Source organism: Synechococcus sp. ROS8604, assembly GCF_014279655.1.
Classification (GTDB): Bacteria; Cyanobacteriota; Cyanobacteriia; order PCC-6307; family Cyanobiaceae; genus Synechococcus_C.
Window position 1 is genome coordinate 1,981,610 of sequence record NZ_CP047946.1, and the last position, 25,074, is coordinate 2,006,683.

At 56.8% G+C, this 25,074-nt stretch carries 27 protein-coding genes and 1 pseudogene; 11 read left to right on the forward strand and 17 right to left on the reverse strand.

The features are described 5' to 3' along the window. Positions 1 to 33: 33 nt before the first annotated feature. The gene (gene bchL, locus SynROS8604_RS10615; RefSeq protein ID WP_006853355.1) at positions 34 to 924 is read left to right on the forward strand and encodes a ferredoxin:protochlorophyllide reductase (ATP-dependent) iron-sulfur ATP-binding protein; all 891 of its coding nucleotides are present in this window, start codon (positions 34 to 36) and stop codon (positions 922 to 924) included. Here the strand turns inward: bchL and SynROS8604_RS10620 are convergent, their stop codons facing one another. From SynROS8604_RS10620 to psaM, 3 genes are all read right to left on the reverse strand, one after another. Next, a complete protein-coding gene (locus SynROS8604_RS10620) occupies positions 925 to 1,875 on the reverse strand; it encodes a protochlorophyllide reductase (RefSeq protein ID WP_186543965.1) in 951 nt (316 codons plus the stop codon). A gap of 86 nt (positions 1,876 to 1,961) precedes the next feature. After that, positions 1,962 to 2,348, reverse strand: coding sequence for a hypothetical protein (locus SynROS8604_RS10625; protein WP_186543966.1), 387 nt, complete (start codon positions 2,346 to 2,348; stop codon positions 1,962 to 1,964). 61 nt (positions 2,349 to 2,409) lie between these two features. Next, entirely contained in the window at positions 2,410 to 2,514 is a 105-nt protein-coding gene (gene psaM / locus SynROS8604_RS10630) for a photosystem I reaction center subunit XII (RefSeq protein WP_071778033.1), read from the reverse strand. Between the two features lie 79 nt (positions 2,515 to 2,593). Between psaM and SynROS8604_RS10635 the strand changes: the two genes are divergently transcribed. After that, positions 2,594 to 3,085 carry a CRR6 family NdhI maturation factor gene (locus SynROS8604_RS10635; protein WP_186543967.1) on the forward strand — a complete coding sequence of 164 codons (492 nt, stop codon included), beginning with the start codon at positions 2,594 to 2,596 and terminating at the stop codon, positions 3,083 to 3,085. A 121-nt stretch (positions 3,086 to 3,206) separates the two neighbouring features. Here the strand turns inward: SynROS8604_RS10635 and SynROS8604_RS10640 are convergent, their stop codons facing one another. Further along, positions 3,207 to 3,974 (reverse strand): sulfite exporter TauE/SafE family protein, encoded by a 768-nt coding sequence (locus SynROS8604_RS10640; RefSeq protein ID WP_186545943.1) that lies wholly within the window; start codon positions 3,972 to 3,974, stop codon positions 3,207 to 3,209. Between the two features lie 7 nt (positions 3,975 to 3,981). Here SynROS8604_RS10640 and SynROS8604_RS10645 point away from each other — a divergent pair, with 7 nt between their 5' ends. Then, positions 3,982 to 4,818, forward strand: a complete 837-nt coding sequence (locus tag SynROS8604_RS10645; protein WP_186543968.1) for a lipoate--protein ligase family protein — start codon at positions 3,982 to 3,984, stop codon at positions 4,816 to 4,818. Here SynROS8604_RS10645 and SynROS8604_RS10650 read toward each other — a convergent pair. Then, complete coding sequence (locus SynROS8604_RS10650) at positions 4,728 to 5,993, reverse strand: site-2 protease family protein (RefSeq protein WP_186543969.1); 1,266 nt, start codon at positions 5,991 to 5,993, stop codon at positions 4,728 to 4,730. The genes SynROS8604_RS10645 and SynROS8604_RS10650 overlap by 91 nt on opposite strands. Positions 5,994 to 6,067: 74 nt before the next feature. Between SynROS8604_RS10650 and SynROS8604_RS10655 the strand changes: the two genes are divergently transcribed. Next, positions 6,068 to 6,751 carry a phosphoribosylanthranilate isomerase gene (locus SynROS8604_RS10655; protein WP_186543970.1) on the forward strand — a complete coding sequence of 228 codons (684 nt, stop codon included), beginning with the start codon at positions 6,068 to 6,070 and terminating at the stop codon, positions 6,749 to 6,751. Between the two features lie 25 nt (positions 6,752 to 6,776). After that, positions 6,777 to 7,274 (forward strand): hypothetical protein, encoded by a 498-nt coding sequence (locus SynROS8604_RS10660; RefSeq protein ID WP_186543971.1) that lies wholly within the window; start codon positions 6,777 to 6,779, stop codon positions 7,272 to 7,274. Between the two features lie 43 nt (positions 7,275 to 7,317). On the opposite strand, the gene folE is transcribed toward SynROS8604_RS10660, so the two are convergent. The 6 genes from folE to SynROS8604_RS10690 all read right to left on the reverse strand — a co-directional run bounded on the left by folE (position 7,318) and on the right by SynROS8604_RS10690 (position 12,665). Further along, positions 7,318 to 8,061 (reverse strand): GTP cyclohydrolase I, encoded by a 744-nt coding sequence (gene folE, locus SynROS8604_RS10665; protein WP_006853365.1) that lies wholly within the window; start codon positions 8,059 to 8,061, stop codon positions 7,318 to 7,320. A gap of 12 nt (positions 8,062 to 8,073) precedes the next feature. Continuing rightward, positions 8,074 to 8,781, reverse strand: a complete 708-nt coding sequence (locus tag SynROS8604_RS10670) for an SDR family oxidoreductase (RefSeq protein ID WP_186543972.1) — start codon at positions 8,779 to 8,781, stop codon at positions 8,074 to 8,076. Positions 8,782 to 8,805: 24 nt separating this feature from the next. Beyond that, positions 8,806 to 9,795, reverse strand: coding sequence for an acetyl-CoA carboxylase carboxyltransferase subunit alpha (locus SynROS8604_RS10675; RefSeq protein ID WP_186543973.1), 990 nt, complete (start codon positions 9,793 to 9,795; stop codon positions 8,806 to 8,808). A 20-nt stretch (positions 9,796 to 9,815) separates the two neighbouring features. Next, positions 9,816 to 10,862 (reverse strand): long-chain acyl-[acyl-carrier-protein] reductase, encoded by a 1,047-nt coding sequence (locus tag SynROS8604_RS10680; protein WP_186545944.1) that lies wholly within the window; start codon positions 10,860 to 10,862, stop codon positions 9,816 to 9,818. Between the two features lie 157 nt (positions 10,863 to 11,019). Next, on the reverse strand, positions 11,020 to 11,748 hold the full coding sequence (locus tag SynROS8604_RS10685) for an aldehyde oxygenase (deformylating) (protein WP_186543974.1): 729 nt from the start codon (positions 11,746 to 11,748) through the stop codon (positions 11,020 to 11,022). Between the two features lie 71 nt (positions 11,749 to 11,819). Further along, positions 11,820 to 12,665 carry a creatininase family protein gene (locus SynROS8604_RS10690; RefSeq protein WP_186543975.1) on the reverse strand — a complete coding sequence of 282 codons (846 nt, stop codon included), beginning with the start codon at positions 12,663 to 12,665 and terminating at the stop codon, positions 11,820 to 11,822. A 56-nt stretch (positions 12,666 to 12,721) separates the two neighbouring features. Between SynROS8604_RS10690 and SynROS8604_RS10695 the strand changes: the two genes are divergently transcribed. From SynROS8604_RS10695 to pgeF, 3 genes are read left to right on the forward strand one after another with little or no spacing between them, the layout of a single operon-like run. Further along, entirely contained in the window at positions 12,722 to 14,023 is a 1,302-nt protein-coding gene (locus SynROS8604_RS10695) for a S1 RNA-binding domain-containing protein (RefSeq protein WP_186543976.1), read from the forward strand. Further along, positions 14,023 to 14,934 carry a Tab2 family RNA-binding protein gene (locus SynROS8604_RS10700; protein WP_186543977.1) on the forward strand — a complete coding sequence of 304 codons (912 nt, stop codon included), beginning with the start codon at positions 14,023 to 14,025 and terminating at the stop codon, positions 14,932 to 14,934. The genes SynROS8604_RS10695 and SynROS8604_RS10700 overlap by 1 nt, the downstream gene beginning before the upstream one ends. Further along, positions 14,931 to 15,749 (forward strand): peptidoglycan editing factor PgeF, encoded by an 819-nt coding sequence (gene pgeF, locus SynROS8604_RS10705; RefSeq protein WP_186543978.1) that lies wholly within the window; start codon positions 14,931 to 14,933, stop codon positions 15,747 to 15,749. The genes SynROS8604_RS10700 and pgeF overlap by 4 nt, the downstream gene beginning before the upstream one ends. Here the strand turns inward: pgeF and SynROS8604_RS10710 are convergent. The 6 genes and pseudogenes from SynROS8604_RS10710 to hemH all read right to left on the reverse strand — a co-directional run bounded on the left by SynROS8604_RS10710 (position 15,741) and on the right by hemH (position 22,368). Beyond that, a pseudogene (locus SynROS8604_RS10710) lies at positions 15,741 to 17,419 on the reverse strand (NAD(P)/FAD-dependent oxidoreductase). The gene pgeF and the pseudogene SynROS8604_RS10710 overlap by 9 nt on opposite strands. Before the next feature lie 5 nt (positions 17,420 to 17,424). After that, positions 17,425 to 18,657 carry an ABC transporter substrate-binding protein gene (locus SynROS8604_RS10715; RefSeq protein WP_186543979.1) on the reverse strand — a complete coding sequence of 411 codons (1,233 nt, stop codon included), beginning with the start codon at positions 18,655 to 18,657 and terminating at the stop codon, positions 17,425 to 17,427. Positions 18,658 to 18,705: 48 nt separating this feature from the next. Further along, positions 18,706 to 18,924, reverse strand: coding sequence for a GIVxVP protein (locus SynROS8604_RS10720; protein ID WP_186543980.1), 219 nt, complete (start codon positions 18,922 to 18,924; stop codon positions 18,706 to 18,708). A 1-nt stretch (position 18,925) separates the two neighbouring features. Continuing rightward, the gene (locus tag SynROS8604_RS10725; RefSeq protein ID WP_186545945.1) at positions 18,926 to 19,348 is read right to left on the reverse strand and encodes a thermonuclease; all 423 of its coding nucleotides are present in this window, start codon (positions 19,346 to 19,348) and stop codon (positions 18,926 to 18,928) included. A gap of 2 nt (positions 19,349 to 19,350) precedes the next feature. After that, positions 19,351 to 21,132 carry a biosynthetic-type acetolactate synthase large subunit gene (gene ilvB, locus SynROS8604_RS10730; protein WP_186543981.1) on the reverse strand — a complete coding sequence of 594 codons (1,782 nt, stop codon included), beginning with the start codon at positions 21,130 to 21,132 and terminating at the stop codon, positions 19,351 to 19,353. A gap of 60 nt (positions 21,133 to 21,192) precedes the next feature. Next, positions 21,193 to 22,368 (reverse strand): ferrochelatase, encoded by a 1,176-nt coding sequence (gene hemH / locus SynROS8604_RS10735; protein ID WP_186543982.1) that lies wholly within the window; start codon positions 22,366 to 22,368, stop codon positions 21,193 to 21,195. 72 nt (positions 22,369 to 22,440) lie between these two features. On the opposite strand from hemH, the gene SynROS8604_RS10740 reads away from it, so the two are divergent. From SynROS8604_RS10740 to cobO, 3 genes are read left to right on the forward strand one after another with little or no spacing between them, the layout of a single operon-like run. Then, on the forward strand, positions 22,441 to 23,622 hold the full coding sequence (locus SynROS8604_RS10740) for a site-specific integrase (RefSeq protein WP_186543983.1): 1,182 nt from the start codon (positions 22,441 to 22,443) through the stop codon (positions 23,620 to 23,622). Next, the gene (locus tag SynROS8604_RS10745) at positions 23,622 to 24,287 is read left to right on the forward strand and encodes a class I SAM-dependent methyltransferase (protein WP_186543984.1); all 666 of its coding nucleotides are present in this window, start codon (positions 23,622 to 23,624) and stop codon (positions 24,285 to 24,287) included. Before SynROS8604_RS10740 ends, SynROS8604_RS10745 begins: the two co-directional genes overlap by 1 nt. Beyond that, complete coding sequence (cobO, locus tag SynROS8604_RS10750; protein WP_186543985.1) at positions 24,284 to 24,988, forward strand: cob(I)yrinic acid a,c-diamide adenosyltransferase; 705 nt, start codon at positions 24,284 to 24,286, stop codon at positions 24,986 to 24,988. Before SynROS8604_RS10745 ends, cobO begins: the two co-directional genes overlap by 4 nt. Positions 24,989 to 25,074: the final 86 nt, after the last annotated feature.

Below are 25,074 nucleotides of genomic sequence, written 5' to 3' on the forward strand. Positions count from 1 at the left end.
AATGAAAACAACACCCACGAAGCAGGTCTCTGCATGACCACAACTCTCACCCGTCCGGCGGACGGTGACGGCAGTGTTCAGGTCCATCAGGACCCAGGGACAAAAATTGAGGAGGGAGCTCTTGTCATTGCCGTCTATGGCAAAGGTGGCATCGGCAAATCCACTACCTCCTCCAACCTTTCTGCCGCATTTTCAAAATTAGGAAAACGCGTGCTCCAGATTGGTTGCGACCCTAAGCACGACAGCACCTTCACCCTCACCCACAAGATGGTGCCGACGGTGATTGACATCCTCGAGGAGGTGGACTTTCACAGCGAAGAACTCCGCCCCGAGGACTTCATGTTCACGGGTTACAACGGCGTGAAATGCGTCGAAAGCGGAGGGCCGCCCGCAGGCACCGGTTGCGGCGGTTACGTCACCGGCCAAACCGTGAAGCTGCTGAAGGAGCACCATCTTCTCGAAGACACCGATGTCGTGATCTTCGATGTGCTTGGCGACGTGGTTTGTGGTGGCTTCGCTGCACCCCTTCAACATGCGAACTATTGCTTGATCGTGACCGCAAACGATTTTGATTCCATCTTCGCGATGAACCGAATCGTGCAAGCGATCCAAGCCAAGGCGAAAAACTACAAGGTGCGCCTCGGAGGCGTCGTGGCCAATCGCTCCGTTGATACGGACCAGATCGATAAATTCAACGAAAAAACGGGCCTACGCACGATGGCTCATTTCAAGGATGTGGATGCTATTCGACGTTCACGCCTGAAAAAATGCACCATTTTCGAGATGGACGAAAACGAGGATGGCGTGAAAGCTGTTCAAGAGGAGTACATCCGCTTGGCCAGCAATATGCTCAATAATGTTGAACCATTGGAAGCCGTGTCCCTCAAAGACAGGGAGATCTTTGACCTTCTGGGTTTCGACTGATCAGAGACCCACGAGTTTCATTGAAAGCTCCCAAACCCGACGGGCGACATCTGGATTTGTCGCCTTGTCGGACAATTCTTGGCTGAATTGCTTGCCATCCTTTTTTTGACGATTGCCCCAACTCCAATGCACACCTGACTGGCTGAAGTCAGGATTCGCCACCACCATCGCAACCCGCTCACCAGCTAGAGACTGAGAGACATATCCTCCCGTAATCTTTTTTTGAAACCAAGGAAAAATCACTTGAAATGCCTTCGGGGTGTTTCGAAATAAAGGCGTGTCAGCCACACAACCTGGATAGAGAGACGTGCAGCTAATTCCGGTATCCGCGTGGATCCGTCGATGAAGTTCCTGAGTGGTGATCATGTTGCACAGCTTGCTGTCTTTGTAAGCCTTTCCGGGCTTAAATTTTTGGCCATTCGCCATCGCGATTGGATCGAGGAAGCCGGCTTCGAAACCTGAGAGGTCACCAAGATCAGCTGGAGCTGGAATGGGGATTTTCCCTCCAAGTTCCTTGGAATTAGCGGTCACTGTGCCAAGGATGACAATCCGTTTTGAGGGATGGGTAGACGCCTTCAAGCGATCAAGAAGAAGCTGAATCAACAAGAAATGGCCCAAGTGATTGGTGGCCATCGACAGTTCATACCCCTGTGGCGAGCGCTTGGGCTGTTTCAACTTCGGCTCGTAAACCGCCGCATTACAAACCAAAGCATCCACCCCGCCGGGAAGGCTCTCCACCCCGTGGCGGACACTCTCGAGATCTCCTAAATCCATCAGGATGTGATGCAGGCGATCGCGGGGAATGTCCAGCCGATCAGCAGCGCCAGCAGCACGCTGAGGGTTCCGATTGGCCGTGATCACGGTCCATCCCTGACGAACCAACGCCTGCGTGGCATTCAAGCCCACACCAGAGGTTGTTCCAGTAATGAGAACGGAGCCTGGGGTTCCCATCGCGAGATGCCTTTATCTGATCCCAGTTTGACCTTTCAAGCGTCGTTGGCGACGAATCTCAAAGAGTCACTCAAAGAGCCACGGCTTCAGCGCCAGATAATGCGCAGACGGTTTGGAGCAATCCATTGATCCTGTTCATCCATCAGGCGGTCTCTGCCGCCGAGGGTGAACAAACGGTCAAACTGTTGCTGTAGGCCACGCAGCTTGTTGGTCTCCACATCCACGACAGCAGCCAGCTCTCCATGGCGATCTAAGCGCTCCTGATAAGCCATCGAAAGCCTGACAAGACTGACGCCACCAAGGCTGATCAGACCAATTTTCACAGCTAATGCCAGGCCACTGCACAGCATGTCTCTGAGATCGCCCTGACTTTGAATCAGGGCGGCACGGGTCACAGCATCGACCGGTTCCTTAGCGAAGAGATCAGATGACTTGGATCGTTGTCGTGTTGGCGATGAAGCTGCCTTAGTCATATGCACTTTTAACGCAGCGGAGAAAGACTGCAAGAGCCCATCGCTCAACCCATACGTCCGTTCACGCCCGATACAGGCTCACACAAAGGCGAACAGCCAACACGCCGGCATGAGCAGCCACCACTAAAGCGATGAAAATCTCAGTTTGAGTAATAGAACTGACCATGACGGATGCGTAACGCTCCTCCATTCTTTCTCCTCACCCCCTCGACAAGCCATCATTCGCAAAGGCCTGTCACACCCCCATGGATGCCCAAAGCCGAACGCAACCCGTTGTTGTCGATGCCGTTGCCATTCAGACGCTTGATCTCAGGGCGCTGAACCCATGGATGGAACGGCCGCTCACAGATCTTCTCATCGATAGTGCGGGGTTAGAGCTGCAGTACAACTGGCCGCGGGATGCCGACGATCCCAGAGAGCTGAGTGAATGCCCGGAGCCCCGACTTTGGGCCCTCAGGGCCGATGCCGTGCACCCCTGGCTCCCTCTCGTGCTGGAGCGATCTGGCGGAAGCCTGATCCAACACGTGGCGATGGTGGTCCCCCACGACTTCAGTCCCAGTGAAGGGATTCGCTTCGACCCTCAAGCCCTGGAGATCTGGATCACCCACCGGTTCATGCTTCTCGATCACCTGGGGAAACACCTTCCCCAATCTCAGCGGGGCAACTTGCTCCAGATGGCCGCCACCATTGGCTACGAAGTGGATGCCGCGTTCTGGACTCTCCTTGATCAACGCTGAGGAAGATCGCGCGTGGATGGTGATCGGCTTCCTGCTGGCCGCCTGTACCAGTGCTTGCCCTCACGGCCTGGAGTTCAACATCTGAGTCAAACCATCTGGGAAGCGGGCGTTGGCCCCAGAATCACCCAAGGAGCGCTAGCTGGAATGCTCTGCGAGCACTATCAAACGCCAACAGAATGGCCAGGCCGCGCAGCATCCAGGCCAGCCGATCAGCCCTCACATCGTCCAAGCGCGAGGCACTCCACTGCGCCCCCACTGCAGCCACTCCACCCAGAATCAGGCCCAGCGTGGGTTGCCCTCTCCCTTCAGAAAGAAACTGAAGAGACGCCGCTGCGGTGGAACAGGCCACTGCCACCGTGCTGAATCGGATCGCGAGTCGAATCGGGACGGCCAACCCCCGCACCATCACGGGCACCATCACGAGGCCGCCGCCCAAGCCCAACATTCCACCGGCAAATCCTGCCAAGCCACCCACGGCGGTCAGTCCTTGCAACGAAAACGTCTGATCCGTATCTGACCCCGAATCATTGGAGCGTGACTGAATCGTGCAAGCCAAAAACAAATAAAGAAGTGATTGCAGCGCTAACAAGTGCCATCCATCGACCAAGCGCCCCAAGCGACTGAAGACCAGGGCCGTTACAAAAGCGGCGATGCCAATGGCCCATCCAGCCGGAGCAGGCACCGTTCGCGCGCGCAGATGGGTAGCCGTGCCGCTGATCGCCGTCGGCACAATGGCGAAGGTGCTTGTCGCCAGAGCCTGATGGGGTGTTAATCCCATCCAGAGCAACAGAGGAGCGAAAATCAACCCACCGCCAATCCCCAGCAGACCAGCCAAGCCCCCGGCAAGCAGTCCCAGAGGCACCACCAGGAGCCAATCCACAATCTCCATTCCGGCCATGTCGATTCCTGCATCCTGCCGGTCTGAGTTCGAAACCCACGGCCGACTGATCCCAGCTGTCGCCGGCCAAGGTCCAGACCATATGGCCTTTGACGCCCTGTTGCTGGAACAGTGCCAAACCACAAACAACCCTGGCCCCGTGCTCCGCTTCTATCTCTGGGAAGGGTCCTGGCTGTCACTGGGGCGCCATCAAACACTACGGTCGAATCATTGGTTCGATCTGGTGAAAAGCGGACGCTTAGCCATGGTCCGTCGCCCCAGCGGTGGAGGCGCTGTCCTGCATGGTGGTGGACTCACCTACGCCTTGATCTGGCCGCATCCACCCCGACAACGCCGCGAAGCCTATGGCCGGGTGAACCGCTGGATCGCATCTGGATTAGCCCGACTCGGCCTAGAGCTTCACCCAGGAGATGAACCTGCCCTCGCTGGAAGCCGAAATTGCTTCGCCAGCGCCACCACGGCGGATTTAGTCGATCCTGCAGGGCATAAACGCATCGGCAGCGCCCAGTTTTGGCAGAGGGGGCACCTGCTGCAGCACGGTGAAATCCCCTTGGCCCCGTCCCAACAGCTTTGGGAAGACGTCTTTGGAACGGCTCCACCCTGCTGGCAGCCCTGCGCACCGTCGGCGGCCAGCGTGGAAGCGGCTCTGACCGAAGCCATTGCCGAGCTTTGGCCAGGACTCAGCTGGGACGTGACGCCAATCAGCAGCAAGGAGCGGCAGCTGATCAGCGAACGGGCAGCTGGTTATGAAGTCAACGAATCCGAGGTCTCATCCAACAATCCCGAGGCACGCATCGACATGACCGCCTGGAGAAGCGGTAAGCCAAAGGGATAGTCATTGCGGCGCCTAGAGGCTTCGAGCAGGGGGGGCGGCAATTTGAGGGACAGCCCCTTCAAAACCGCTTCGCCCACATCACTGCGATCGAGAGTTCCGGAGGGAAGACCAGCAGCACCAGTCACAAGCAATCGTCCATGCTCACTTTGCTCGAGTGCGAGAACGGCCTTCCACAGGGGAGCCGACTCTTGAAGAGAGGGAAGTTCAGCCAGCGGTCGCATATGCTCCCCCACGGTCTGTCGATCCCAGTACTGAACGGAGAGGTCTTTGAGTGGCTGATCAGTGACGTATCCGAGCCAGCGCCCAGACCGGCAAACAAGCACCCAGTCGGGCATCAGATCGCTCTCCGACTCAGCTCCTCTCAGGCGCATTTGGCTCAGGCTGCGCAAGCTTTGATCGGCTTCCAACACCCGGTAACGCTTGGAGGAGGCAGGTCCTACCCGCAAATTGATCAAGAGCTGCTGCAGCGCCAGGGTCTGAGACTGGGAGCGCGAAGCTCCCATGCCAAACCAACCCAACATCACAAGCCAAAGGCCTGTGAATCCCCCACCACGAAGGAAGATATAAACCCCAATCATGATCGCGCTCAGCGAGAGAAGCCGCCCCGTGGCCGTCGCCACCTGAATCCCGCGGCGTTGGCTCCCCGTGAACTGCCACACAAGCGCTTTAAGGATCAAGCCTCCATCAAGGGGCAATCCCGGCAAAAGATTGAACACTGCCAAGACCAAATTCAGTGCACCAAGCTGACCAACAAGATTGCCCAGCAATGGATTGGCATGGGTTGCAGCGTGCTGACTGGCCAATAGCAAACCAGCCAAAGCAAAGCTGACGGCTGGTCCAGCCGCGGCCACCCGAAACGATCCCATCGGCGTGGAGCATTCCCGTTCCACGCGAGCAACGCCACCAAGCAAAAACAGCGTGATGCTGTTCACCTTGACTCCTTCCCTTAAGGCGACAAGGGAATGGCCCAGTTCGTGCAAAAGCACGGAGACAAACAGCAGGAGTGCCGTGGCCAAACCCAACAACCAGCTAAGGACTGGCGCACCAGACCCTTCTGGAAGAGCCGCGGCCTGTTGCTGAAAAGCAAGGGTGAACAACACCAAAATGATGAACCAGCTGGGGTGAACCCTCAGCGGAATGCCGCGAATCTGCATCAGCTGCCAGCCTTCGCCCATGGGCTCCTCCTTTGGGCACTGCCGTGGCCCGATGACTCAATCCTAGAAAGGAGCCACCCGAGCACCTCGATCGAATGTCCGATGCGGCTATCGCTCTGAAGATCTGTGGGCTCACCGATCGCTCTCAAGCCTGTTCGATCGCAGCGATGGGAGTGCAGGCGATCGGCGTGATCGGCGTGGACAACACCCCCCGTTGCGTCGAGGAGCCGCTCCGACGTGCCATCTTTGCGGAATTGGAAACGCGGCATCCGGACGTCGAGCGCGTCTGGGTTGTCGCGGATTGCTCCGATCACGCCATCCAAAGCGCACTTCAAGGCGATGGGACACCAACGATCGTTCAACTGCATGGATCGGAAACGCCAGAGCGCTGCCTTCAGCTGAAGCAGCAGCATCCATCAGTGCGCTGGTGGAAAGCTCTGAGACTGCGCACAGAACAAGATTTGAGTGAACTGAGCTCCTTTGAATCCCATATTGATGCCCTGTTACTGGATGCCTGGAGCCCTGATCAACTTGGCGGCACCGGCCATCGCCTGGACCCAAGCTGGTTTACCCACTTGCATGACCAGCTCAAACCCAACACCATTTGGTGGTTGGCTGGAGGAATCAGCGCCGAATGGGTCCCTGACCTTCTCGGGCTGGTTTCCCCCTATGGACTCGATGCCTCAAGCCGACTGGAAGCGAAGCCGGGAGTGAAAGACCTGGACAAAGTTCGCGCCCTTGTTCAAGCCGTTCATGACAACAGACCACTTCGGCAATAAGTTGCCATCAATAAAACCAATTTCCATGGCCTATCGGGCTGCAGCATCTGTATGTCTTCTCGCGTGGATCAGTCTTTTACCTGCGGCCACGCAAGCGCAAGGAATGCTTCCAGGTTGTCGCCTCGAAGGCGGGAGTTTGCAATGCGTGCCTGGTTTAACAGCAGATCCTCAACAGCAAATCAATGTTCTCAATAAGGAAATCTCAACAGACGTCCAGGCGGAAGGTCGGATCAAACAAACGATCCAAGGACTAAAACAATTCGTCCTGATCGGAGAGGCGAGAGAAGGACAACTCATCAAGACCAAATTTGATCTCCAAGGAGAACAAATCAACAGCGTTCGTATTCACTGGTACCAACGCCAAGGGGATGGCCATTGGAAACTCGTCTTTGATCGCAGCGAGGAAACCTATCAAATCAGCCAAGACGACAAAGGCTCAGAAATCATGGCCGTGCTGGTCGTTGCAACCAGCGATGGCCAAGTTCAGCGGGTGAGCAGCAACGTGATCGGTCCGATTCCATAAAACCGGTTCAACCGCACTGATCACCCTCAGCTCAAACGACCAATCAGGTGCTGAGCATGGCTTCCTGTTGGCGCACAAGCTCGAAAAATTCTTGCTTGAGGCTCGGGTCATGACGGAAATCACCACGAACCACTGAATTCACCATGCTGGTTTGCGGTTCACGCACACCTCTCCATTTCATGCAGTAGTGCTGAGCCTTGATGATGATGCCCAAACCTTGAGGAGCACAGAGCCGTTCAATTTCGTCAGCAAGGATCATCACCGCTTCCTCTTGGATGTGCGGCCTTGAGAACACCCAATCAGCCACACGGGTGAACTTGGAGAGACCAATCACACGATCGCCAGGCTTAATGCCGATCCAACAGTTCCCCATGATTGGGACGAGGTGGTGGGAGCAGGCAGAGCGAACGGTGATGGGGCCAACGGTATAGATCTCGTCGAGCTGCTTGACGTTGGGGAAACTCGCCACCTTGGGTTGATGGTGATAGCGACCCTTAAACACCTCACGGAGATACATCCGAGCCACACGCTCGGCCGTTTCAGCTGTGTTGTGATCATTTTCGATATCAATGACCAGGCTGCGCAGAAGCTCCCTGACACGATCAGCAACCTCTATCTCGAGTTCATCGAGCTCACCGGTTTGGATGAATGCCGCAACGTTGTCATTTGCCAGGAAAGAAACACCCTGATCGATGAGACGCTGGCGAATTCTCTGAGAAACGGGTTGAACTTCAGCATTCAGTGAAGTCAAAGTGCCGTTGGAGATAGCTGGAATTGTAGAAGTCATGTCAGGGGTGTTTTAAAAGGCACCAGTAGCTGGCATCAAAGTGAGGTCTTCAATAATTTGTGTGGACGGTTGCTGCGCAAGATGAAGAAGCGTAACAGCAGCTTGCTCGACTGGAAGCATGGCACGCCGGTCAAACGTGCTCTGAACCGTTGGAGAATCCCAAAGTGACGTGTCAACAGCACCGAGGGTGAGCGTGCAGGCACGAATCCCGTGCGCCCTTTCCTCTTCAGCAAGGCAGCGCGTGAAGCTGGCTAAGGCGGCCTTCACCGTGCAGTACGCCCCCCAGTTCGGGAAAGCATTTCGTGCGGCATGGCTACTGATGTTGATCACAAGTCCGCCTTGAGGACGCATGGCAGGAACCACAGCAGCGCACATCTGAAACACGCTGGTGAGGTTGAGTTGCATCAGCCAATTCCAGCGATCCAAGGGCATCTCGAGCAGCTCTCCGGTCCAAGCAGCGCCTGCGTTGTTAATCAGTACAGACGGTGTAAGCCCCTGACCGAGCAAGGTTGCCACCCCTGGAGCGATCTCCTCAGGTTTGGTGAGATCAACAGCTCCGTGCACGATGCGTTGACCCGTTGAAGCCAATTCAGTCGCTAGGGATTGAAGAGAAGCTTCGTCTCGCGACAGAAGGATGAGATCCCAGCCAGCTTCAGCAAACGTAAAGGCAGTACAGCGGCCAATGCCGCGTGATGCTCCGGTAATTAGTACAGAGGGCAATGAGCCTCAGCGATCCCGGCAATCCTAAGAAGCTGAATCAGCATCTGACGCGGTGGGATCAAGGAAGCGGCCCATCGCCCGAAACTTTCGGTAACGCTGATCCCGCAATTCTTGGTGCGGGAGTGCTGAAAGCTCAGCAAGATTTCGTTCGAGAGCTTCCCGCAGCGTTGCTCCTGCCTCAAGTGGGGCCCAATTGTTTCCACCTGACGGTTCTGCAAGCACCTCATCCACCACGCCAAGGCTGAGTAAGTCTTTGCCGGTGATGCGCAACGCCGCCGCTGCTTCCGGTGCTTTCGCTGCATCACGCCACAGAATCGAGGCGCATGCCTCAGGACTCGCCACCGTGTAGACGCTGTGTTCGAACATCAGCAGACGGTCAGCAACACCGATTCCAAGAGCACCGCCAGATCCCCCTTCCCCAATCACCGTGGCGATGATGGGCACTCTCAGGCGGAACATCTCGCGAAGGTTGACGGCAATCGCCTCCCCCTGGCCCTGCTCCTCAGCCAGCAGGCCTGCATAGGCACCAGGCGTGTCGATAAAAGCAAGAATGGGCAGGCCAAAACGATCGGCATGCTCCATCAATCGCAGGGCTTTGCGATAACCACCTGGGGTCGCCATCCCAAAGTTCCGAGCCACGTTTTCCTTGGTGTCACGCCCCTTTTGATGGCCCAATAAGACCACCGAGCGATCACCCAACCGACCGAGGCCACCCACCAAAGCCTGATCGTCGCTCCCGCGACGGTCACCATGGAGCTCAACCCAGTCATCGCAGAACATCTGAATGAAATCCAGAGTGCTCGGACGATGAGGGTGACGAGCAACCTGAATTTTCTGCGCTGGAGTCAGATTTTGAAAAATCTCTTCGCGTCTGCGAGCAGCAAGGGTTTCCAGCTGAAGCAACTGCTGGCTGACATCAACTTCTGAATCCCTTGCCAACTGGCGGATCTGCTCAATCTGCTGTTCAAGCTCAATCAGGGGCTTTTCAAACTCAAGCAGGGGGCGACGTGCCATGAAAACCAGATCTGTGAACGTCAGGCAGCGGCAGCCTGAAGCTGCCCCTGAAGGTTGAGCGTGGTGAAACCGTGCCGCATCGAGGCAGCACCAATAAAGTCCATTTTTTCAAGGGTGATGTTGTTCCTACCCCAGCTGAAGTTGGTGTGGCAAGACTCAAATTCGAGAAGAATGGCTTCAGCGAAGCAAGCAAACATCTGCCGCTGAGGCTTCTCCATCTGCCATTCAGCATTTTCCATCATCGTCCAGCCGATATCGGACACAAATTCAACGATGCCTCCTTTAAGAATGTGAACGCCTTTTCCAGCCACCCTGGAATCAAGATTCTTCGGATACCCACCGTCAATCATCAAGCAGGGTTTCTGTAGTCGATCCGCATCAATTTCCAACGTGCGGGGCATGCTCGCGACCCAGACAACAACATCAGCCTCAGGAAGCGCTTCATCCAGGCTGAGGATGCTGCCACCACCTAATTCCTGTTGCAGGTCTTGCAGGGGCTGCTGCCGACGAGCGACCATCAGCAGCTCTTTAATTCCAGTGCGCTTGGTTAACCAGCGGCAAACGGCACTACCGATATCTCCAGTGGCTCCCACCACCGCGACCCGAGCCTTGCTGAGATCAATGCCAAGCAAAGGAGCATTGATTTCAACCTGTCGACTGATCACCCAAGCCGTATGGGTGTTTCCAGTCGTAAACCGCTCCCACTCCAGGGTGGTGCTACGAATGGTTTGATGCTTGAGCAGGTTGAAGTTCTCAAAAATAATTGAGGTAAAGCCGCCTAGAGCTGTGATGTTGATGCCTTTCTTCTGAGCCAGCTCCATGGCGTTCAGCACCTTGCGCCTTGCCGTTTTGAAACGGCTCAGCATTTCGGGCACAAAACACGAATCGATATAGGCCCCTTCGATTGTTTTTCCAGTCAGGCTCGTGACTTCCAGATGCTCTACCAACTGAGGGGGAGCACTGCACCAGACATCCAGATCACCCTCTGCAATGTGATCGAAACCCAGCTCTAAAGCTTTACGCCTAGCAGCTTCAAAACTGGTGGAATGTCCGATCAGACCAAACATGTGCTGCCGACGGTCGTACTTAGAAGTAGGGATCCGAACCACATGCACCAATAAGGCGATGGGATTCGAACCCACCTAAGCACGGGTCGGGTTCGGGATGAACGGACAGGAACGAAATTGACGCCCGCCATCCGTACACCCTTAGGTTAAAACCCAGTTAAACCGTAAGAGCTGCTGCCGCCATGCGAGCGATATCGCGGGAGCTGAAACCGATTTCGTTCAAGGCTTCCTGATAAGCGATCAAAAAGTCTTCGATCAAATCTTCCTTTTCCATGTGCAGGACAGAAGCATCAGCAGCCACCTGCTCAAGCATCGAGCGAATGAGCGGAAGATTCACCTTGTTGGCTTCCATCAACTCGTCGCGGCTTGCCTCGAAATTGGCCTTCAGCCACTCTTGGCCGTAGTTGAGGTGGGTGTATTCGTCCTTAACGACCCCCTCCGTAATTTTGCGCGCGAAGGGGTCAGCAACAGGGATGTAGATGTGATATGCCGAGATCGCGAAAGCCTCGATCAAGAGGGCCTGAATCAGCAGGCAGGTAACCACCTTGCCCTCTTTAAGAGCGGCTTGAAAATTGCCATGCAAGGGAGCAAAAAACTCCTGAGCGAAGGGCATATCAGCCACAACGTTGAGATTTTTGGCACAGGCGGTGAAACCCTTCATGTGCTTCATTTCCATCTTCGCCAGCTTGGCGAGTTCCTCAGCCTGATCAGGGATCAGCGTGCCTAAGGAGATGTAATTGTCATGAGCTTCCTGCTCACCTTCGATCACGATGGCGTTGATGCGGCTGTAGGCATCCTTGTAAGCATCCGTCGTGAAATCAGGTAGCTCTGCCAAACCCTGCTGATCGTCGAGCACAGCGACTGCTGTGTAGTCAAGGGATGACATGATTCTCTTCCGGTTATCAGCAATACTGTCGACTGTAACCAGTGTTCACCTCAACAGACGTGCTTGAAGGGTCAGTTGACAACAGCAACAGGTTGAGAAAGGGGCCAATCACTAGCCAACAAACTGCCAAAGAGATTGGCCCAATGGCTCACCAGGCAGCGTTCCAAGGCTTCACCAAGTTCGGCACTGGCTGCGCGTGAATCACCGATCACACCACTGCTACTGAGGTCAGATGTCAACCAGGCCGTAGGAGCCGCTCCTTCCAGGCTCCAACCAGGAGGTGGAGTGGCGAGAGAGGCGGGCTGGCGATGGTCACCGTCGACGGGACGAGCCTCCCCCACCAACCGCGGCTCAAGAGCAAGCATCAAACTGGTCTCAGCCTGCGCGGCATGCAATCCGCCCCGTAGCTCTTCCTCAGGGATCAACGCATCCAAACCAGGTACGCCACTCCACAAGAAGCAGGGAAGAACCGCCATCGATGGCGACTGAACACGAAGTTCCCTTGCCGCAGCCTGAAGCAATCCAATCTGCCCCCCATGGGCGTTGAATAACACCAAGCGCTTCACCCCTTGGGCACTCAACTGCGTTCCCACCTCGATGATCAGTTGGGTCAACAAGCCCGAGGACACGCTCAAGGTTCCAGGAAAGCCTGCATGCTCTGGAGAAAATCCAATGGATTGTGAGGGCAGGCTCCAAATCGGGGCATTTGCTGCGAGCTCTGACAACACAGAGGCGAGGATCCGCTCAGAAAACAGAGCATCGGTGGCAAGAGGGAGATGGGGGCCGTGTTGTTCAAAAGCGCCCATCGGCCAAACCACGGTGGAACCGGATTGCTGTAAGGCTTTCTCCGCCTCTGGCCAACTCAAGCTGTCCAAGCGCCGTGTGGTGGAAAGACTCAAGTGAGCTTGTGCAGTCATCGGCCGACACGCCTCCCATTTGCTGCCAGACTGACTCATCGAGGACATTGAGACCCATGGCGGGATCAGAAAGCCAACAATCCATGGACAGCAAAGGGCAAAGCCCGGCAGCTCAGCCTCCGCGCAAGCCCCTGCAGGTGATGCATATAAGTCGCAAAGACGAACAGGATCGCCTTCGGCGTGAGGCAGAAGAAGCGAGGTCGGCCGCCGATGCCGCGATCGCACGGGCTGTTGAATTAGAGAAAGCGGCGCAAATAGCTCAAAACACCACGGCTAGGCCCCCCATGGCCCCAACGACGTCGTCAACGGCGGCGGCAAAGCCATCGGCCGTTGACGACGACGATTTGCGCTTTGGGACGGATGAGCTCAGTGGCATGAGCATGGCTGATCTTCTTGGCCCATCCGACTCCAATGCAAAATCCTCGAAATCCAGCCCACGGCCTGCCAAAGCCTCCAATCGAAGTGTCGACGACTTTGACTTTGACGAGGGTGCTTTCCTGGCAGCCCTCGATGCCAACGAGCCGGTGGGCACCACAGGAGAAGTGGTTACAGGAACCGTCATCGGGATGGAAAGCGATGGTGTCTATGTCGACATCGGGGGCAAGGCCCCGGGCTTCATGCCCAAGAACGAATGTGGTCTGGGAGTGATCACCAACCTCAAGGAAAGATTCCCCAAGGGCCTTGAGATTGAAGTCTTGGTAACTCGGGAACAAAATGCTGATGGGATGGTCACCATCAGCTGCCGCGCGCTCGCCCTGCGTCAAAGCTGGGACAAGGTGAAGCAGCTTGAAAAAGAGGGCAGGGTTTCTCAAGTGAAAGTCACCGGTTTCAACCGTGGTGGTGTGACTTGCGATTTGGAGGGCCTACGAGGCTTCATCCCCCGTTCCCAACTGCAGGATGGTGAAAACCATGAAGCACTGGTGGGCAAAACCTTGGGTGTGGCCTTCCTCGAGGTCAATTCTGAAACGCGGAAATTGGTCCTTTCCGAGAAGAGAGCTGCCACTGCCGCCCGTTTCTCAGAACTAGAGGTCGGACAACTGGTGGAAGGCCATGTGGCGGCGATCAAGCCCTATGGACTGTTCGTGGATCTCGGAGGGATCAGCGGACTTCTTCATCAATCAGCCATTACCGGAGGCAGCATGCGCTCGATGCGCGAAATCTTCGATCAAGGCGACGCTGTCAAAGCCTTAATCACGGAATTGGATCCTGGTCGCGGCCGAATCGCCCTGAACACAACCATGTTGGAGGGACAACCTGGTGAATTACTTGTCGATAAAGACAAAGTGATGGCAGAAGCAACCGATCGAGCCAACAGGGCTCGTAACGTCCTGAAGCAACAGGAACAATCAGCTGGATGATGTCCGCCGAACAGATCCAGAACGATGCGAGTGAACGTTCAAACGGAATCCTTTCAGGCGACTGGGAACTCGATTTCTATTCCAGACCGATCCTCGAGCCTGATGGGAAAAAACGTTGGGAGCTGCTGATCGTCAGCTCCCCCTGCGAGGGGACAACAACCAGTTTTCGCTTCGAAAAACGCTGTCCTGCGAGCAGTGTTAATTCCACTTGGTTAAGCAGCGCTCTCGCAGAAGCCATGGCGGCAGCTCAACAGCAAGGCTGGGCCGTTCCTCGAAAGCTGCGTTCTTGGAGAAGCTCCATGCGCACCATGGTTCAGAGAGCTGCCTCTGAACTAGGCCTCGAGATGGTTCCAAGCCGTCGCACCTATGCCTTATTCGATTGGATCGCTGAGCGCGAACAGGATCTCTACCCCAAGGAAGAGGGCTACATGGCAGGTCCTCTTGCGCCCCCTCCTGCACCGGTCAGTACGCCTCCTCGTCCGTTACCGGAGTCCGTTCGTGGTGATGCCTGGAATTGGGCCGAACTTCCCGCCGCATCCTTGCGTGAAGCCACCGGATGGCCCATCGGATTCCGAGGCCTGCTCCCCGTTCCCAACACCATTTATGATGACCAAATCATCCCTGGCTTGCGCCTGTTCAGCCAAACCAGGGGATTAGCCCTCGCTGGACTGCTCGGTGGAATTGAACCGGTTCGTCTCAAAGTGGACGGCACCCAACTCCTCCTGGAGGCCGGTCAGGATGACTGCTGGCTTGTGAGCGATCTCAGCTCAGAGGAAGCCGTCCACGTCTCAGCACTGATGACACAGGCCGCAGAGCATGCTGACGGTTTGCAGTTCATCGCTGTTCAAACCTCCCCAGAAGCTGAGCGTTTTGAAGGGTTTTGGATGCTGCGGGATCAAGCAGAACCATGACCACTGCTGCCGAACCATTCCGTCAGCCCGACAACCTGTTCAACACCCTGGAGCATTGGACATGGGTGGGCTGCTATGGCGGCTACTACCTCACCTCAAATGCGATGCAGGCCGCAGGGTTCGAACATGGATTTTTCACCCGTCTTTGGCAAAACCGAGGGCCTGATGTCTTGGCGGCCTATCTATCGGCTGGAGTGAGTGTCCATCGCCCCCGACAGGTTCACGGCAACCGAGTCCTGAATGCTGACGAAGCCAGCGCATCTCCCTGGCCTGAGGCTGATGGTCTGGTGAGCAACCGTGGTGGCCAAAGTCTCTGGGTTTGCGGTGCCGATTGCACCCCCGTACTGCTTGCAGACCCCACGAGTGGTCACGTTGCCGCTTGTCATGCAGGCTGGCGAGGGGTCGCCAGTGGCATTCTTCCTGCTGCCATTCGGCGTTTAACAACGCGAGGAGCGAAGCCGGAACAGCTGATTGTGGCCCTTGGTCCAGCCGTCAGTGGGGCTCTCTATCAGGTTGAGACAACTGTGGCGGAGCAGGTGGGACAAGCCCTCGATTCCAATCGTTCTCTCAAGCTCAGCGACATGGAAGCTCTGGGGATCCTTCTGCCCGATCCAGAGCCAAACAGGTGTCGCCTCGATATTCGTCTTGCCGCCCGTGAGCAACTACAACGCTGCGGTATTCCAGATCAACAGATCAGTCTCTGCCCTCTCTGCACCGTTTCAGAGCCGAGCCTCTTCCACTCCTGGCGTCGCGATCAAGTGAAAGCGGTGCAGTGGAGCGGAATCGTTGGTCAAGCTGCGGACTCCTCAGAGTGAAGAACCCAGCCGCAAGCCCACAGCCTCCGCAACTCGAATGCCATCAATCGCTGCTGAAAGAATCCCCCCCGCGTAGCCAGCCCCTTCGCCAGCAGGCGTGAGACCCACCGTATTAATCGACTCGAAATGGTCGTCGCGAGGAATTCGCAGGGGAGACGATGTGCGGGTTTCCACTGCTGTCAACAACGCATCGGGATGGTCATACCCCTTGATGCGACGAGCAAAGAGAGGCAAAGCTTCCTGCAATGCCGTCACCATCGGCATCGGCAAAAGGCTGCGTAAATCACTTGGTGACACGCCAGGTTGATAAGAAGCGCCGATGGCACCGAGTTCCGTTGTGGGCCGTCCGGCCAAGAAATCCTGGAGCCGCTGCACCGGGGCGCTGTAATCAGCCCCCCTAAAACAAACGCTTGTTGTTCCAGCGCCCGCTGGAAAGCAAGACCGGCCAAGGGGTCCCCCGGCCAGGCGGCGTAGGCCGCCAAGTCCTCCTGCTCCACAGGAACAACCAAGGCTGCGTTGGCATTGCGCTCGTTACGTGAATGCTGGCTCATGCCATTGGTCACCACCCGGCCCGTCTCGGACGTGGCTCCAACCACCAATCCGCCAGGGCACATGCAAAAGCTGTAAACACAGCGACCATTGGCCGCATGGTGAACAAGCTTGTATTCCGCGGCGCCGAGGAGGGGATGGCCTGCATTCAGCCCCCAGCGAGCTTCGTCGACCAACGCTTGGGGATGCTCAATGCGAAAGCCAACCGCAAAGGGCTTGGCTTCAAGCGCGACGCCAGCCTGCTGAAGCATCTGGAAGCTGTCTCGGGCTGAATGCCCTGGAGCCAACACCACCTGACGACAGGGCAAGGACGTCCCATCCGCCAAGGACAAGCCAACCACTCGCTGGGACTTCCCTGAAGCATGATCTGAACCAGGAGGTCCCGCGCAAGGTTCCAGCAAGAGCTGATCCACCCGACTGCCGAAACGAACCTCCCCGCCGAGCGCCTCGATTTTGGCCCGCAAGCCCCGCACCACCGTGGCCAATTTGAAGGTGCCGATATGGGGTCGGTGCTGCGTGAGAATCTCACGATTGGCACCACAGGCCACCAGTTCTTCCAGAACTTTGCAGCCGTAATGATCAGGATCACTGACCTGGCTGTAAAGCTTCCCGTCCGAAAAGGTTCCGGCACCGCCCTCGCCAAACTGGGCATTGGATTCCGGATTGAACCCAGCGGTTCGGCGCCAAAATCCAAACGTATCCGCCGTTCGTTGTTTCACGGGCTGTCCCCGTTCGAGCAACAAGGGGCGAAACCCCATCTGAGCCAGAAGAAGAGCCGCAAAGTAACCACAGGGGCCAGCGCCGACCACCACAGGCCGCTGCTCGGAGTGCCCGCCAATCCCTTCCGGGGCACGGGCGACATAGCGGTAATGAGTGTCTGGGGTTGGACGAAGTCTTCGATCGCCGTGCCTTCGGCGCATCAGCGCCGCTTCGCCATCTAAGGCAACATCCACGGAATAAATCAGCTGAATGCGATCGCGACGACGGGCATCAACACTCCGCTTCACCAACTGACAATCGAGAAGGCGCGCCCGTGGGATCTTGAGGTATCGCAGCACCGCTTGCTCCAGATCATCGGGGCCGTGATCCAGCGGAAGACGGAGCTCACTAAGACGCAACACCGGCTTTAAAGACTCCCATCACGATCAGCGCCCGAATGCGGAGCGATCAATCGCGTGGTCGCCGTTCCCGATGGGATCTGTCCGGGTCTCAAGGCCAGATCACTGGCAGCCCCTGCTAGACGAACGGGCTGACCTTGCTGGCGCAGAGCGATCGCCTCACACAAGGGCTGAACCTCAGCATCCGGATCAAGCCAACCGATGGGGTCACGGAGACCTTCCTCTGAAACGGGCGCGGGCGCAAGCATGGACAGAGCCACAAGACGGGCCGCATCAAAACCAGAGGCCGCCAAGAGGTCCGGAGCCTGCCCCCAGCGCTGCTGATAAGAGGCTGCGAAGGAAGACCAACCGGGACCATGGGCCGGTTGGTCAGGGGTCAATTGTGCCCAAGGTTTTGGAGGCACGGCATCAAGACGGATCACGGGCATCAGCCAAATCCTCCCCGGTGTCGCAGGCGATGCTCCCCTCAGCCGACCGTCGGTCTGGGCTTGATCCAAGAGCATCGCCAACCGACTAGAGGGATCAGCGGCCAGAGCAATGGCAGCAGGACGTTTCCAAGCCAGATCTTGGATCAATTGGCTCACCGCGGAGGCATCGTCAGCGTTGACCGGCTGAACGAGGGCCTTCTCATAGGTTTCCACCTTGCCTCCTAGTTGCTTGAAAGCCTCCGTATAGGCATCAGCCATCTCTGCAGCGCGATCAGCAGGATCGGCAACCACCATGATTCTTCGCCATCCCTGCTCCAGGGTGTCGGCAGCCAGTTGGTCGATTTCCGACTGCTGGGAAGGGCTTAAAGGATGCAGCAATCCCTGGGGATCAAGCGGCACCAATTGATTTAAAGACGCACCGCGTTGATAGGGAAGAATCACATTGATTTGGTGATCCTGGGCGAGTCGAGAAAAACGAGGCAGTTCCGTCGCAAACGGCGCAATCACTAAAGAACGGCTGGACCCTAGAAAGGGAGCCGGATCGTCATCGAGACCGATCGTGCGCCACTCCACTAGCGAGGAAGAAGATCCACAGGCTCGAACCTGCTCTTCCCCGAGAGCAAAACCTTGACGAAAGACCGCATGAGCAGGCTGATATCCGTCTGACATGAGCGCAAGCACGGGCGCTCTTTCCTGCGTGCTAGCCGCGAGAGCTTGGCATCCCAGCAGGCTTGCCGCCACGATCAAACCATGGCCAATGGGAAGACGCCTAAAGAGGTTCCCCCATCCCGAATCAGAAACACGGTCACTCATGGGGACCTCAACTGGAGGGGTCATGAGAGAAAGGGCCTTTGTTGGAATTTAGGAAGATGGATCCGTTTCGTCCTCTTTTGTCTCAGGATTTGTCGCTGGGATCAACAGGGCGAGCAAACCTGCAGCCAAAAGCAGCCCTCCCAGTCCGAGAGCAAGGGATTGATTTTCTCCTGGCACATCACCCCAGACCGCCGTACTAAAAAAAGCAGCTGATAGAAGCAAGCAGGGCACCATCACGATGCCGGCCGCGAAGCGATTTTTTCCCATCTCAGCCTGCAGGGCAACTGGACGTCGCTAGACCGGTTGCTAGCAGGGAACCCCCAAGGTCCTGATCGGCATCGAGAGGGGTCACGCGGGCAATCAAAACACCATCTTCATTTCCCTCCGGACGCAGGTTCACCCGTTTGCGTCGCGGCACGGATTTTTTCAAAAGATCGACAGCAGCCGCTTCATTGACAGGATCGACTGCAATACAAGCCAAACGAACGCTGTAATTGCGGTTGCTATCTCCAATCTGGAGAAGCGTGGACGAACGCACTTGCAACACTTCTGCGGCCATCGCTGGAAATGGTGAAGCCACCGACACGACCAACAAGATCAGAAGACTGGAGCAAAAACGGATCACAGACTCGCTGCGCAAGCGCTGCAGAAACAGTGGTCGCTGGCTGGGAAGGCGAAAACATCCGGACATGATCATCTGGAGTCCTGGGCCAACTCAGGATGGGAGGGAAGACCCACCATCTGCGCATTGCTGGCACCCGGTGGAACCATCGGATAGCAATTTTCGCCGCGCCTGACATGGACGTCAATCAAGGTTGGACGAGGGGTCGCAAACGCTTCACTCAGCTTGCTGTACAGATCATCTCGTTCGGTAATCTTGACGCCATCAACCCCAAAAGCCCTCGCTAAAGCACTGAAATCAGGCATGCCATTGAGCATGTCGGATGCTGAATATCGCTCGTTGTAGAAGCTTTCCTGCCACTGCCGAACCATTCCCTGCCAGTGGTTATTCACAATCACAACTTTCACAGGGAGAGAATACTGCGCCAGGGTTCCAAGTTCCTGAATGTTCATCAGGATGCTTGCATCACCAGCAATGCAAACCACTTTCTGATCCGGGAACGCCACCTGCGCCCCGAGAGCCGCTGGCATTCCAAATCCCATCGTTCCCAAGCCAGCACTGCTGATCCAACAACGCGGTCCATTGCGCAGGTACTGCGCAGCCCACATCTGATGTTGGCCCACATCAGTCGTGATGATGGCGTCACTGGCCAGATCCCGGACAGCCAACAACACTTCTTGCGGAAAGATCGCTCCCTCCTTGGCCGGGATGGTGAGCGGGTAAAGCTCCTTCCAGGTGTTGATCTGTTCCAACCAAGACGCGGTCCTCTGCTCGGCGGAGTGCTGGAGACTCTGATCGACAAGCTTCGCCAGACCTAAACCCACATCACCGAGAACGACCACATCGGGGCGCCTGTTTTTCCCCACCTCCGCAGGATCAATCTCAAAATGAATGACCTTGGCCTTGGGAGCAAATGTGTCGAGCTTGCCTGTCACGCGGTCATCAAAACGAGCCCCAACGGCGATCAATAGATCGCAGTCTGTGACTGCGAAATTGGCGTATGCCGTCCCATGCATCCCCAGCATGCCCAAGGCGAGAGGATGATTCTCGTCAAAAGCGCCCTTCCCCATCAACGTGGTGGTCACAGGGATCTGGAAGCGCTCAGCCAAGACTTGGAGGCTGTCATGGGCCCCTGCGCTGACCGCCCCACCACCGACATAAAAGAGGGGACGACTCGATGCACGAATCAACGCAAGCGCCTCGTTCACCGCCTGAACCGAAGGCTGGGCTGGCTGCCTGAACCCTGGCGGATGGATCGATCCGGGTGGGACTGGGACGTAATCGAATTCTTCTTGACCGACATCTTTTGGAATATCAATCAGCACGGGGCCAGGGCGTCCTGACGAGGCGATCAGGAAAGCCTGTGCAACCACGGAAGCAAGATCAGCTGGGTCACGAACCACCCAGGAGTGCTTCACGATTGGCAAGGTGATGCCGAAGATATCTGTTTCCTGAAACGCATCCGTGCCGATCGCTGGCCGAGGCACTTGCCCTGTAATAACCACCATGGGAACAGAGTCCATTTGGGCCGTGGCAATGCCCGTCACCAGATTGGTAGCGCCAGGGCCAGACGTTCCAAAACAAACGCCAACGCGACCCGTAGCCCGGGCATAGGCATCGGCCGCATGGGTACCACCCTGCTCATGACGCACCAAAATGTGCTTCAGCCAGCCTTCGCTTTCGGCGATATGCAGAGCGTCATAGATCGGCAGGATCGCACCCCCCGGATAGCCAAAAATGGTGTCGACGCCATGAAGCCTGAGGGCATTCATCAAGGCGTGGGCGCCGGTGATACGGCGTTGACCGTTCCAATCCAACGCATCCGCGGCCGTGGGAACGGATGTCAGGGTCACGGCTGCCTCACAGGGATCTGACCCTAAAGATTAAGTGGCCGTCTAACCAATTGGCACTGTTTAAAGCAAACCAACAGCGTGCAGTGGGCCATGGCCACTAATCAGCTCGAGCAGGAAGGCGGAAAAACCAACCATGGCCAAGCGTCCATTCCAAACTTCCGAGCTGTTGTTCCAACCCCACTCCCACTTTTCCTGGGGATAGAGCTTCACGGTGGTGGGGAGTTCGGCCGCCTGGTCGAGATTCACCTCAGGCCCCTCAAGGCTGGCAACGACTAAATCAGCCAATCCAGCAATAAAAGGTGGATAGGTATCGAGGGCCCTCACCCGTCGGAAATTCACGACACCTGACTCGGTCGCGAGTTCGCGGTACTCAATATCAATTTCCTCGAGCGTTTCAATGTGCTCGCTCACAAAACTGATGGGAACCACCACGAGATCTTGCGTCTTCGCCCGGCCGAGCTCTTCCAGGGCTTCCTCGGTGTAAGGCTTCAGCCATTCCACCGGCCCAACACGACTTTGATAGGCCAGGGTGTGGGGATTGGAGTGGCCAACAATGGCCTCCAATTCAGCCATGATCAAAGCGGTGCAGGCTTCAATTTCCTGCTGATAGGGATCACCGGCCTCTTCCACGTAGCTCTTCGGAACGCCATGGGCACTGAAAAAGATGTGCGCATGTTCAACGTCGTCGCTGGCGCGGACCTGCTCGGCGATGAGCTCAGCCATCGAGCGCACATAGCCAGGATGGTCGTACCAACTACGAATACAACGCAAAGGCAACGCCTCAAAGCGTTCGTCCATTTGGCGCAGGCGTTGCAGCTCGCGGAAGCTCGAGCCGCTGGTACTAATTGAAAAATGGGGATAGAGGGGGAGAACAACCACCTCATCAATCCCATCAGCCTTGATATCCGCAACGGCCGACTCAGTAAACGGGTGCCAGTAGCGCATGGCCACATAGCTGGTCGCGTCGACTCCACGCTGGCGTAACAGGCTCTGAAGTTCTCGCGCTTGCTGCTCCGTGATTCGGCGAAGAGGAGACCCTCCACCAATGGAGCGATAGGCCTCCTGGGATTTACTGCTGCGCAACGTGCTGATCAACCAAGCCAGCGGTTTTTGCAGAATCGGATTGGGCAGTCGAATTATCTCTGGATCTGCAAACAGGTTGTACAGAAAGGGGCCAACATCCTGAATCCGTTCTGGACCACCCAGATTGAGCAGAAGAATGCCAACCCGAGCCATGGAAGTTTCTTTGTTTTGAGGGGTTGAGCGTAACTCCCATCAACGTCATGGTGACGCTGTCTTTACAGGGTCATGAACTTCGACACCGCGATCGCGGCCGCCAATGCGGCCTTGGCCGAGCAGGGCTGTGGTCTTCGTGTGGAGCGACGCGGGCAAAAACTCAATCTGCGGGGACGGCTGCCATGCCGTCAGCAACCCAACCAATGGAAAAACCAGCGCCTGAGTCTGGGACTGGTGGCCGACCTGAATGGGTTGAAAGAGGCGGAACGCATCGTGCAGCTTGTGGAGCTGCAATTGCACCGACAGCTTTTTGAATGGGACCAGTGGTTACCGAAGCAAAAGGTTCAGCAGAACAACAACCCAAAGGGCGCATCCACCCCATTGGCCCACCCCCTAGAGCGCGATCTAGGGGCCTTTAAACAAGCATTTTTCGCCGACCCCCGCCGGCGGCGCTCCCCAGCGGGTAGCCGCACCACTTGGAGCGGGGCCTACCAGCCCTACCTCCGACGCCTCAAGGCCTTGGCTCTGGAACAGCACGCATCCCTCACCCCTGACCTATTACTGCTGACCTTGAACAGCTATCCCGATGGAAGCCGAAGTCGCCAACAGTGTTCCACGGCCCTAGGAGCACTCGCCCGTCATCAAAACCTGCCGCTCCCGGATGCCTGGCGTGCAGAAGCGGGGGGATACGGCCTGCACCGCGCTCGTTTTCGGCAGTTGCCCAGCGACCCGCAAATTCTGGAGGCCATGCTGCGCATTCCCAATCCGGGTTGGCGTCTTGTTTACGGACTGATGGCCACCTATGGACTGCGCAACCATGAAGTGTTTTTTACGGATGTCTCGGCATTGGCGGAGGGAGGGGACAGGGTCATCCGCGTCCTTCCCACAACCAAAACCGGTGAGCATCAGGTTTGGCCCTTCCATCCAGAGTGGGTGGACCGCTTCAACTTGACGCATCTCGCCTCAAAGGCCGCGGCCCTCCCGCCTGTTTGCACCGATTTGCGCCACACCACGCTCCAACAAGTCGGGCGGCGTGTGGCAGAGCAGTTCAGGCGGTACGACGTTCCCCTTACGCCCTACGACCTACGTCATGCCTGGGCCGTACGCACCATCCACATCGGACTTCCCGATACCGTAGCCGCCAGGATGATGGGACATTCCGTGGCGATCCACACCCGCACCTATCACCACTGGATCACCAGACGAGATCAGCAACAGGCCGTCGATGCAGCGCTAGCGAGGAGAGAAGCCTGATGACATCCCCCCTTCGCCAACTGGCCTATCGCCATCGTTGGATTTATGACACCGTCACAGGGATCTCCGCGCTGAGTGTTGGAGGTGTCGACCAACTGCGCAGCCTTGGGCTTTCAGCGCTCGATCCCGTTCTGCCCAGGGGGGCCAAGGTGCTCGACTTCTGCTGTGGTTCAGGAGAGGCGGCAGCGCCATGGATCGAAGCCGGGTTTCAGGTCACGGGGCTCGATGTTTCACCCAAGGTCCTAGAGCTCGCCGCCACCCGTCAGCCGCTCCTCACCTGCATTGAGGGGCTGGCAGAAGCTCCACCCTGCGCACCAGCCAGCTTTGATGCCATTCAAATCAGCCTGGCCCTGCATGAATTCCCTCGCAAAGAACGCCAGCAGGTGTTGCTGTCCTGTTTGGAATTGCTGAGACCAGGAGGCTGGCTCGTGGTGGTGGACCTTCACCCGGCTGGTCCATTTTTGAAACTTCCCCAACAACTGTTCTGCGCTTTGTTTGAGACGGAAACGGCCATTGCTTTGCTCGAGGACGACATCCCCAAGCAGTTGCGGGAGATCGGCTTTTGCAACATTGAGCAGTCTGTGCTGGCCGGAGCGGCTCTCCAGCGCATCACAGCGCGCTGCCCTTCCAGCGGCATGCTGGAGACAACTGGGGAGATGTCATGAGCTCGGATCCAACGTCAGCAGCAAAACCATCGCCTGTGGACCAATCAGCCTTGGACCAATCAGCCGAATCCCTGGGCATGGGCGGCGATTTAGCCCCAGAGAAAGACGCCGATGCCTATCGAAAGCGCATGGCACGCCGTCAAGACGTGCAGCGCCAACGGGTGTCTGAACGCAGTGTTGAGAAAGGATTGGTCTTGGTCTTCACCGGCCACGGCAAGGGAAAGACCACTGCGTCTCTTGGCTTGGCCTTACGGACCCTGGGGCACGGGCACCAGGTGGCTGTTGTCCAATTCATCAAAGGAGGCTGGGAGCCTGGAGAAGCCAAAGCACTGAAAGCCTTTGGAGATGCCTTGAGCTGGCATGCCCTGGGCGAGGGTTTCACCTGGGAAACCCAAGATCGAGAGCGTGATCGTCAGCTGGTGCAAGCGGCTTGGGAGACCTCGCTCTCTTACCTCAGAGACCCCAAACAAAAGCTGGTGGTGCTGGACGAAGTGAATGTGGCCTTGAAGCTTGGCTACCTCGAACTGGATCAAGTCCTGCAAGGCCTCGATGAACGGCCTGAGCTCACCCACGTTGCCCTCACCGGCAGAGGCGCCCCCGAAGGACTGATTCAAAGAGCCGATTTGGTGACGGAGATGTCCCTCGTCAAGCACCCCTTCCGAGAACAGGGCGTCAAAGCGCAGCAAGGAATCGAGTTCTAACGAATCGCTTTCTAAGGAATCGCTTTCTAAGGAATCGCCCTTTAAGGATTCGCGTTCGGAACGGTCCGTCCACAGCGATCTGGTTG

Excerpts from the sequence above, each read along its gene's own strand:
- bchL (WP_006853355.1), top strand. The coding sequence starts at position 34 with ATGACCACAACTCTCACCCGTCCGGCGGACGGTGACGGCAGTGTTCAG.
- SynROS8604_RS10620 (WP_186543965.1), bottom strand. The coding sequence starts at position 1,875 with ATGGGAACCCCAGGCTCCGTTCTCATTACTGGAACAACCTCTGGTGTG.
- SynROS8604_RS10625 (WP_186543966.1), bottom strand. The coding sequence starts at position 2,348 with ATGACTAAGGCAGCTTCATCGCCAACACGACAACGATCCAAGTCATCT.
- psaM (WP_071778033.1), bottom strand. The coding sequence starts at position 2,514 with ATGGTCAGTTCTATTACTCAAACTGAGATTTTCATCGCTTTAGTGGTG.
- SynROS8604_RS10635 (WP_186543967.1), top strand. The coding sequence starts at position 2,594 with ATGGATGCCCAAAGCCGAACGCAACCCGTTGTTGTCGATGCCGTTGCC.
- SynROS8604_RS10640 (WP_186545943.1), bottom strand. The coding sequence starts at position 3,974 with ATGGAGATTGTGGATTGGCTCCTGGTGGTGCCTCTGGGACTGCTTGCC.
- SynROS8604_RS10645 (WP_186543968.1), top strand. The coding sequence starts at position 3,982 with ATGTCGATTCCTGCATCCTGCCGGTCTGAGTTCGAAACCCACGGCCGA.
- SynROS8604_RS10650 (WP_186543969.1), bottom strand. The coding sequence starts at position 5,993 with ATGGGCGAAGGCTGGCAGCTGATGCAGATTCGCGGCATTCCGCTGAGG.
- SynROS8604_RS10655 (WP_186543970.1), top strand. The coding sequence starts at position 6,068 with ATGTCCGATGCGGCTATCGCTCTGAAGATCTGTGGGCTCACCGATCGC.
- SynROS8604_RS10660 (WP_186543971.1), top strand. The coding sequence starts at position 6,777 with ATGGCCTATCGGGCTGCAGCATCTGTATGTCTTCTCGCGTGGATCAGT.
- folE (WP_006853365.1), bottom strand. The coding sequence starts at position 8,061 with ATGACTTCTACAATTCCAGCTATCTCCAACGGCACTTTGACTTCACTG.
- SynROS8604_RS10675 (WP_186543973.1), bottom strand. The coding sequence starts at position 9,795 with ATGGCACGTCGCCCCCTGCTTGAGTTTGAAAAGCCCCTGATTGAGCTT.
- SynROS8604_RS10680 (WP_186545944.1), bottom strand. The coding sequence starts at position 10,862 with ATGTTTGGTCTGATCGGACATTCCACCAGTTTTGAAGCTGCTAGGCGT.
- SynROS8604_RS10685 (WP_186543974.1), bottom strand. The coding sequence starts at position 11,748 with ATGTCATCCCTTGACTACACAGCAGTCGCTGTGCTCGACGATCAGCAG.
- SynROS8604_RS10690 (WP_186543975.1), bottom strand. The coding sequence starts at position 12,665 with ATGACTGCACAAGCTCACTTGAGTCTTTCCACCACACGGCGCTTGGAC.
- SynROS8604_RS10695 (WP_186543976.1), top strand. The coding sequence starts at position 12,722 with ATGGCGGGATCAGAAAGCCAACAATCCATGGACAGCAAAGGGCAAAGC.
- SynROS8604_RS10700 (WP_186543977.1), top strand. The coding sequence starts at position 14,023 with ATGTCCGCCGAACAGATCCAGAACGATGCGAGTGAACGTTCAAACGGA.
- pgeF (WP_186543978.1), top strand. The coding sequence starts at position 14,931 with ATGACCACTGCTGCCGAACCATTCCGTCAGCCCGACAACCTGTTCAAC.
- SynROS8604_RS10715 (WP_186543979.1), bottom strand. The coding sequence starts at position 18,657 with ATGAGTGACCGTGTTTCTGATTCGGGATGGGGGAACCTCTTTAGGCGT.
- SynROS8604_RS10720 (WP_186543980.1), bottom strand. The coding sequence starts at position 18,924 with ATGGGAAAAAATCGCTTCGCGGCCGGCATCGTGATGGTGCCCTGCTTG.
- SynROS8604_RS10725 (WP_186545945.1), bottom strand. The coding sequence starts at position 19,348 with ATGTCCGGATGTTTTCGCCTTCCCAGCCAGCGACCACTGTTTCTGCAG.
- hemH (WP_186543982.1), bottom strand. The coding sequence starts at position 22,368 with ATGGCTCGGGTTGGCATTCTTCTGCTCAATCTGGGTGGTCCAGAACGG.
- SynROS8604_RS10740 (WP_186543983.1), top strand. The coding sequence starts at position 22,441 with ATGAACTTCGACACCGCGATCGCGGCCGCCAATGCGGCCTTGGCCGAG.
- SynROS8604_RS10745 (WP_186543984.1), top strand. The coding sequence starts at position 23,622 with ATGACATCCCCCCTTCGCCAACTGGCCTATCGCCATCGTTGGATTTAT.
- cobO (WP_186543985.1), top strand. The coding sequence starts at position 24,284 with ATGAGCTCGGATCCAACGTCAGCAGCAAAACCATCGCCTGTGGACCAA.